Here is a 7,408-nt window from a genome sequence, read left to right as displayed (position 1 = left end):
ACGCTTAGTCCATTTCGTTACCTCCAGGGACTCAAGACTCGTTACGCGGTGGGGCTGACTTCCCCTTCCGCTGCGGGACTTTCACCCGCGAGATACACGCCGCTTATCTTGGCGCACAAAGAATGCCTGAAATTTCAGCAGGCCTTGGCTGCCAAGGCCTTTAGGTTCACGGTAGTTTCGAAATTTCTCAATAATTTTAACAGTTAGCTTATTTCATAATCATTCTTTCCGGGGCCCTGGTTTTTTTGCAACACAACGGAAAACCCTGGCAAATGGTGCGGATGCAGAAATATAGCTGACCGAGGCGCAGATATTGTACGAAGAGTTTTGGAATCAATTGTTTGGTTTTGCCGGGAATCCATGCATTGAATCAGCGAGCATCAAGTTGTCTGTGATGAATCCAGAGGCAGGAGAATGCGCCGATTCCGTGAACAACTCTTATGCGATTGGCCTGCAGTCATGAATCATTTTAATCCTCGGGTTTGGATTTTTTCACGATCTTCGGCCGATCTGAGGGCCAGGATCGTTGCTCAATGACAGGACTGGCTTCCCGGGCAGCCTTGTGCTTGCCGCGAATCTCGGTCGTCCTTGCCTTAAGCCTTTCCCGCCACCGTTCGAAGTCCGCCAGATACCCCCCTCGCCCCCTGATTTCCATCCGGTGAACCGGTCCCCGGCCTGGGTGGAACCCGACCGCAACACGCATCGTACAAGTTCGCTTAGGGGGGTTGAGGTGAGTAGACCCACCGGAGCGATCCGGTGGGTCTACTCACCTCAACCCCCTTGTTCTTTAGCTTTTGCGATACCAGCCTTGATTCTTTCACGAAGATTTCCGTGCTGTCGCCGAATCGCTCTTCATTCTGCTTCTACTCAGCTGCCCACCATGCTTCGCATGTCCGATCAGAGGCACCAGGAATTTTTGTGGTCGAAACACGGTCAAGGCATTTCAGATTCCTCAATCTTTGTCGGAATTCGGGGCCTCAGCCTCGAGCTATTTTGAAAAATTTATTTTAATAATTTTAATGATTTAAGGGCGTGTCATTCACAATCAAACGGCCGGTGTAATCGATGCGATGCATAAAGGGAGTGAGCTGATGTTTGCTGAAGTATTCATCGACGGCTTCCTTCGCACCCCGGAAATGGCCGTAGTCATCGACGATGGTCACACCATTTCTTGATACGCGCTGGTATAGATGATCCATCTCATGCTTGGTCGATTGATACCAATCGGTATCCAGCCTAAGCAGGGCAATGCTAGCAGGAGCTTGCGCGGGTATCGTATTTTCCACCAGACCCTTTACATAGTGAATGCGTTCGGCAGGATATCCTGTGCTGGCCATGGCGTTTTTTACGCTTTCCAGAGAAGCATTCGCCCACTCGGAACTCACTTCACTCAATTTTTTCTTGGAAAAGATTTTGATGGCTGGAACACCATGGATGTCGATGTCTTTATCGGTTGGCTTGGGCATGCCCTCGAAGGTATCGAAAAGATATAGATCGCGATCGTTCACACCCTCGCCCTGGAGCGTGAGGGCCACCGTCATCATCGAGCCACCCTTATAGACGCCGCATTCCACAAAAGCGCCAGGCACATCATTTTTGATGAGATAACGAACGGATTCGATCAAAGTATAAATACGCTCAGGGCCCGTCAGGGTAAAAGGCGTCACGCGATGGACGATATCCAAATGCCGCTTTTCAAAATCCGGCGGCGATTCGCCTCGTTTGACAATTTCATAGCCTATTCGACGAGCGATAGCGTTGATGGTGCGTTGCAGCATGGGGTGCTTCCTTTTGCCTCTGTCCAGGACTGCGAATAGTTGCACAGCGGTGGGTCAAAGGCAAGACGCTTATCGGTGGGGAGGTTGATTTGGCCATGCCGACAACGCGTGAGCTGACCGTATTACATCTATAAAGCTTGCTACGGCGCACGCGACATGGTTGGCTCAGAAACCGCGCGGTTCGCTGGGTAAATTTCAAGCAATCCGGTAACAACCACGGTTCTGTTGCGTTTGTTTTCCAATAAAATGTAACCTGAAGAAACCATTGAGTATGCAAGTATGGCGATATTATTGATTTTAGCTGGTTGAGTGATCGGAAAACACAAACGCAACAGAGCCGAATAGAAGGGCTTATCCTGGTACGGAACCCTATGCTATTTTTAAATGGCTCTGGGTCTCCACAAGGCGGAAGTTAAGAGGGATCAGAATGTGAAAACGGAAAGCTCGGAATGGTGAAAGTGTGCTTGCATGAGCATCGTGGAGACTGACGTATATGCTCCCGTGCTCCTCCTTTATAAACTGACGGACTGCGTCGAGACCAACACCTCGCCCTGCCAAAGAGCTTATTTCTTCGGCTGTCGATACTCCGCTTTCAAAAATCAACTCCGCCAGAGCCTCTTCTTTCAGCTGCTGCTGCCCAAATTTCGATCTGGCAATCTCTGCGAGCTTTGGAAGATTGAGGCCACGTCCATCGTCCTCGATGGTTATCTCCAGACAGTCGTTTTGCTGCTGACTTGTTACTGTGAGAGTTGCGTGCGCCGCTTTCCCATGCGCCTGACGCTCAGCGGCATTTTCAATTCCATGGACGAGGGCGTTTGTAAAGATGTGCATGAACACATCACTGAAAATGCGTTTCCCTTGCTCAGTGAGCAGGGCGTCTTCACCGTCAAAGCGCAGGATGACGGCTCCCTTGCCCTCGTCCCGGGCGAGGTCACTGAGCATGCTGTAATGGTTATTCACCAGAGCCTTTAAGGTCTCTCCACTAAAGGCCTTGAGACGGTGGTAAAGACTGCGAATACTAAACTGTACCGAGCGAAAATTACTGAATTCGAGGATTTCCTGAATTCTGGTCTTTAAATATTGAAATTCCTCCTGACAGTAGGGATCGACGGTACTGTTATTTGTTCTAATTTTGTCCCAATATGTGCGCTCATAAGTCTGCCAAAGGATAAGCAGCTCATTCAGGCTGGCCCTCAACAAGTGTCGATCCAATCTGCTGCCTTCCTTTAGCATATCCTCTATGCCATGAACCTTATTGGCAAGATATGTGAGCCTGTACGTGCGAGCATTACCCTTGAGTGTGTGAAGGTAGCGCTTCAACATGTTCAACTTCTCCCCGCCGGGCATATCGACTTCGCCTGCAAGGTTCAGGCTCTGGGACAGATACTCCTCGTCGCTGCGTAGAAACGCTTCCATTTTCTGCTGAGGAACGTGCAGGATTTCATAAAGAATATTGGTCTCATCCTTCTGCCGCGTGGCCTCAGACTGAAGCAGGCGCAGCTCGGTAACATCCTTGATGGAGACCATGCTTTTGACGAGAATATCGTTGTCAGTGATCGGATCCCACTGCAGCTCAAGAATCTTGCGCGAGCCGTCTTCCAGATGGAGAATGATCTCCCTGGGCAGGGAGCCCTCGTTTGCCTCAAAGGTAAGAATACTCTCCCCGAGACTCGCCTGGATGAGATGCGAGACCTGGCTCAGGGTATCTGGCGCCATATTCGTCCTTGAAAGCAGCTCGATTACAGGCCGGCCTGCCAATTCCTTTTCCCCTAGTATGTCTTCGAGGCAGCGGGAATATTCCTTATGAATGTTTCCCTCAGGAGTGATCGTGAAGATGCCAATGCTTACATTCTCAAGGATCGTTGCCATATCCCTATTTTTCTGGTGCAGGAGTCCCGTATTTTCATCCATCTTTCTTGATACGACATTAAAAACATAGGCCGAGAAACCAATAAGGATTATATTGAAAACAACGAGGCTGGCCACGCCGTATAGAAGTCTGGATGTGTCCACAGCCAGAGATTCCTTTTTCCTGAGCACCATCCCTTCAATCGCCTCATGGGCCTTATCGATTTGTTCGTTAAGGACCTGAATGTTTTTGAGAAAATTTTCTCTCTCAATTTCAACCGCTTGGTTGTTGCGATCTATTTCCGAAAGTATGGCGATAACTTCGGTCAGATGACCTGACCTACGCAGCATGCTGATGAGTTCACGCACCAGCCTGGGATCCCGGGAATCCAGATATTTGAGAAAGGCGGTTTCAACCTTATAGAGAAAAACCAGATATTCATTTTGGCCGCTGGTCTTGGTTTTTGCTTTCTCAATCTTGTTAAATACGTCACCGGCCAGCCCCTCCTGGTTCGTGCCTTCCTGGATCAGAAGAGCGGCAGCCGAATCAAAAGAGGTTTTATAGCTGGAGATCAAGGCTGAGACTTTTTCGACGAGAGCCTCGTCGATGATCCCGATGCTTTTTTCCCGTATCTTTTCGCCCTGCATGATAAACTTGTCAATGTTCTCCGCCTGAATCAGTATAAGGGTCGGATCCTTGGAGCTGAGAAATGACTCGTCGCGGGAGACCTCGATGGCAATTTTTTTGAGCTCGGAAAATTCGCTTTTGAGCCTGATGTTGCGATCGATCATTTCATCGTACCGGGTACGGATGTGGTGGATGGCCAGGACCGTGATACATCCCAGAATTATGGCCGAAAGCGCGATGAGGCTGAGCATCAGCCACTGTTTACCACGAAGGTTCATTTCATTTTTCCCTGAAGGTAATCATGAGAACTTTGCAGCAGGATAAGGGCAGACATTACTTCAGACGCAGGATACCCCTCATTTCCAGAATGTCCCCATGCCCTGCCATAAGGCAGATATAGGGATAGAAGCCTTTTCCGGGGGCACGCAAGGTGACGACTTCCGCATCATCCGGGTCCAGGGCCTGAGTCATGACCAGGACACTATTATGGTTCTTGAGCTTTTCGAGGTCATAGCCAAGCTTTTGTATATCCTGGATTACGGTTTCCACCTCGCCAGGCTTCAATATGGCAATATTGTGAAGGATTTGAGATCCCGGGGCTGCCTTGTTTACAAATTTTATTTTGATTTCAGGCGCATAGGACTCTTCAATATATTTTTTGTCGAAGGCAATATCGTTGCCCTGGGTGCTCAGGCGGATTTCGATTTGCCTGGATTCCTCCGCTCTCAGGCTTGCCGGCCCTGACATGCAGCTGAAAATAAATACAAGTGTCATATATTGAGGGAGTTTTGCCATTTCATTTACTCTTCAATTTTCAGTTTTATTTTCATGCTTGGATGAATCGCACAACGGATGTCGCCCTCTCCCGGCTTTTCGAACTTTTGCTCGTTTTTGGTCCCTGGGTTTTGGATTTTCAAGTTGAAGCGGGTCCCCGCAGAGGACGAGAAGACGTTATGAGCCGTATCGTCATCGTTATGAAATACGACGCTGTCGCCAGCTTTGATTTTCAATTCCTGGGTCGAGAAGGATTTTCCCTTCTGATAAACCTTATGGACTTCTGCGAGGGCCAGCGTTGCAGGATGGACGAGAATCAAGCCAAGGAAGATGCTCCGGTACACTCTGAAACTCCTATTTGGGCAACATGGGTATTTCTGTCTTTTGCACAGGGCTGCTGAGAGTCTCAAGAAACTCCAGAAGTTCCTTCCTCTCCTGTTCGGTAAGATTCAGGGGGCGAATAAGGGTTGAAAGGCTGGCCCGCTTTTCCCGCCCGCCCACGTTGTAGAATTCGATCACGTCAGCCAGGGTCGCCTCCGAACCATCATGCATATAGGGAGCCCGCCAGGCCACGTTGCGAAGCGTAGGTGTCTTGAAAGCGAACTGATTGACTTCGATGTCCGGGAACAGGGCTCCGCGGCCTTTATCGTCACCAGCCACGCCGATGTCATGAAAGCTATCGTCCGTCAAGCGCCACCCTGAATGACATCGACTGCAGGCTGCCTTGGCGTTGAAAAGAACAAAACCGCGGCGCGCGGCTGAGGATATGGCCTGCTTCTCACCCTTGATCCAGCGATCAAAAGGAGCCTCGGTCGAGACGGAGGCTGCCCGTTCATAAGTTGCGATAGCCTTGGCCACTGTCTTTTCCGAAATACCCTCACCAGGGTAGGCTGCTGCGAATAGGGGTTTATAACCATCGATCCTGTTCAGTTTACCGACCATCTCGGCAAGGGGGAGAGCCATTTCACCAGCCGCCTGAATTGGCCCCACTGCCTGCTCCTCCAATGTTTCAGCCCTTCCGTCCCAAAATAAACTCTTCATCCAGGCAGCATCGAGTATGGTCGGGGTCCGTCGCGCCAACGTCTGCATTCCATGACCTTTGGCCTTGGGCAGGCCATCACCCCAGGAAAGGCCAGGATTATGACAGGTCGCACAGGATATCCAGTCCGAGGCTGACAGCCGGGGGTCGAAGAACAAAACATGCCCGAGCTTCTCCCGGGCGGGAGAGTAGGCATTATGCTCCGGGTAAGGGACTGCATTGGGTCTGTTGTAGAGAGACATATGCTTCTGGACTTCTGGCTGGCCCTGAGCAAGTCCTGCGCCAGCAGACAAAAACCCGAGAGCAAGTATCACAAATGGAAAGTCGGACATGAAACCGTACCCTCGCTTATGAGACTCGTATTGTGTGTGACCGGGATATGTTAATATTAAACAAAAATTTTGGATTATGTAAGTCAGTGCATGGAAATCGATAAAACTGCCACTTAACCCTCGGTGTGTCTGTCCGCAGGATATTCAGTATGAAAAGCCTTGAGGCGGTCTCCGTTGATCTTCTCCGGGACATCATGCTAACCAAGGGAATACTATGGAAATGAGGGTATTTACGCACCTAAAGTGGGGGGAGGATTGGTCGATAGGAAAAAACGTAATAAACCATGAGGCCTTGATGGACAGCGTTACGGATGTGTAGTTTATGCAAAATCCTGAGAGTAAACGTACCTTTCAAGAGTCCAAATATGATGAGCGTCCAAACTAAATTAATGGAGTTTCGCATGGTGTTGATTTTAAGATCCAACTTTAAAATCCTGGTGGTGTCAATGACCCGCTTTTTCTTTGTTTTATCCATGCTGATGCACACAGCTTCTGTATCAGCCAAAACAGATAACTTAAAGAATATAGAATCATTATCAATGTCAGACGGTTGGGCTATAGATAAAGACGAAAGCAATGCTGTTAAAAGAGCAGCTGATATGTTGGAAACAGCAACACTAAAGCATGCATATAGCATTAAAAACCCCAAATTCCTTGTTGCTTATTTTACCCAGGAGTTCAGTGGCGAAAAGCTCGCCTCCGCAATAGAGAAGCGCTATCCCGGAGTACCTGTCTTTGGATTTTCGGTGCTCAAAGCTGTTTTTACCACGGACGGCATGCATATGGGGGAAGAGGGGGTCGAGGGGGCGCTAGCGCTCATGGGTTTTGATTCGGCAGGTTTAAAAGTCGGAGTAGCCATCCAGGACGTTAAAAGTGGGCCGTCGAGAACCTGCCTGACTTGACAGATCCCGCATGGTCCCAAATCTGATAGTCCCGCATTCAATATTTTTGAATGAGCATGTCCGGCTTGACGCAATATGTGGATTGAAGGAAAAAGGATCTGCAACAC

Annotated in this window: 7 protein-coding genes; 2 read left to right on the top strand and 5 right to left on the bottom strand. The window is 49.3% G+C overall.

Annotated elements, in window-relative coordinates; genetic code table 11:
- Positions 1 to 207, top strand: a 207-nt coding sequence (locus tag VE954_RS04145; protein ID WP_324949958.1) for a hypothetical protein, incomplete at its 5' end; no start/stop codon positions are given.
- An 809-nt stretch (positions 208 to 1,016) separates the two neighbouring features.
- Here the strand turns inward: VE954_RS04145 and VE954_RS04140 are convergent.
- From VE954_RS04140 to VE954_RS04120, 5 genes are all read right to left on the bottom strand, one after another.
- Complete coding sequence (locus VE954_RS04140; RefSeq protein WP_324949956.1) at positions 1,017 to 1,778, bottom strand: TylF/MycF/NovP-related O-methyltransferase; 762 nt, start codon at positions 1,776 to 1,778, stop codon at positions 1,017 to 1,019.
- A gap of 369 nt (positions 1,779 to 2,147) precedes the next feature.
- Positions 2,148 to 4,532 (bottom strand): ATP-binding protein, encoded by a 2,385-nt coding sequence (locus tag VE954_RS04135; protein ID WP_324949954.1) that lies wholly within the window; start codon positions 4,530 to 4,532, stop codon positions 2,148 to 2,150.
- A gap of 55 nt (positions 4,533 to 4,587) precedes the next feature.
- Positions 4,588 to 5,049, bottom strand: a complete 462-nt coding sequence (locus VE954_RS04130) for a hypothetical protein (RefSeq protein WP_324949952.1) — start codon at positions 5,047 to 5,049, stop codon at positions 4,588 to 4,590.
- Between the two features lie 5 nt (positions 5,050 to 5,054).
- A complete protein-coding gene (locus VE954_RS04125; protein ID WP_324949950.1) occupies positions 5,055 to 5,372 on the bottom strand; it encodes a cupredoxin domain-containing protein in 318 nt (105 codons plus the stop codon).
- Positions 5,373 to 5,382: 10 nt separating this feature from the next.
- Entirely contained in the window at positions 5,383 to 6,399 is a 1,017-nt protein-coding gene (locus tag VE954_RS04120) for a cytochrome-c peroxidase (protein ID WP_324949948.1), read from the bottom strand.
- 365 nt (positions 6,400 to 6,764) lie between these two features.
- Here VE954_RS04120 and VE954_RS04115 point away from each other — a divergent pair, with 365 nt between their 5' ends.
- A complete protein-coding gene (locus VE954_RS04115; protein WP_324949947.1) occupies positions 6,765 to 7,301 on the top strand; it encodes a hypothetical protein in 537 nt (178 codons plus the stop codon).
- Positions 7,302 to 7,408 lie beyond the last annotated feature (107 nt).

Source organism: Oligoflexus sp., assembly GCF_035638955.1.
In the GTDB taxonomy this organism is placed as follows: Bacteria; Bdellovibrionota_B; Oligoflexia; order Oligoflexales; family Oligoflexaceae; genus Oligoflexus.
Note: the sequence above shows the minus strand (reverse complement) of the source record. Positions and strands in the feature narration are given on the sequence as shown.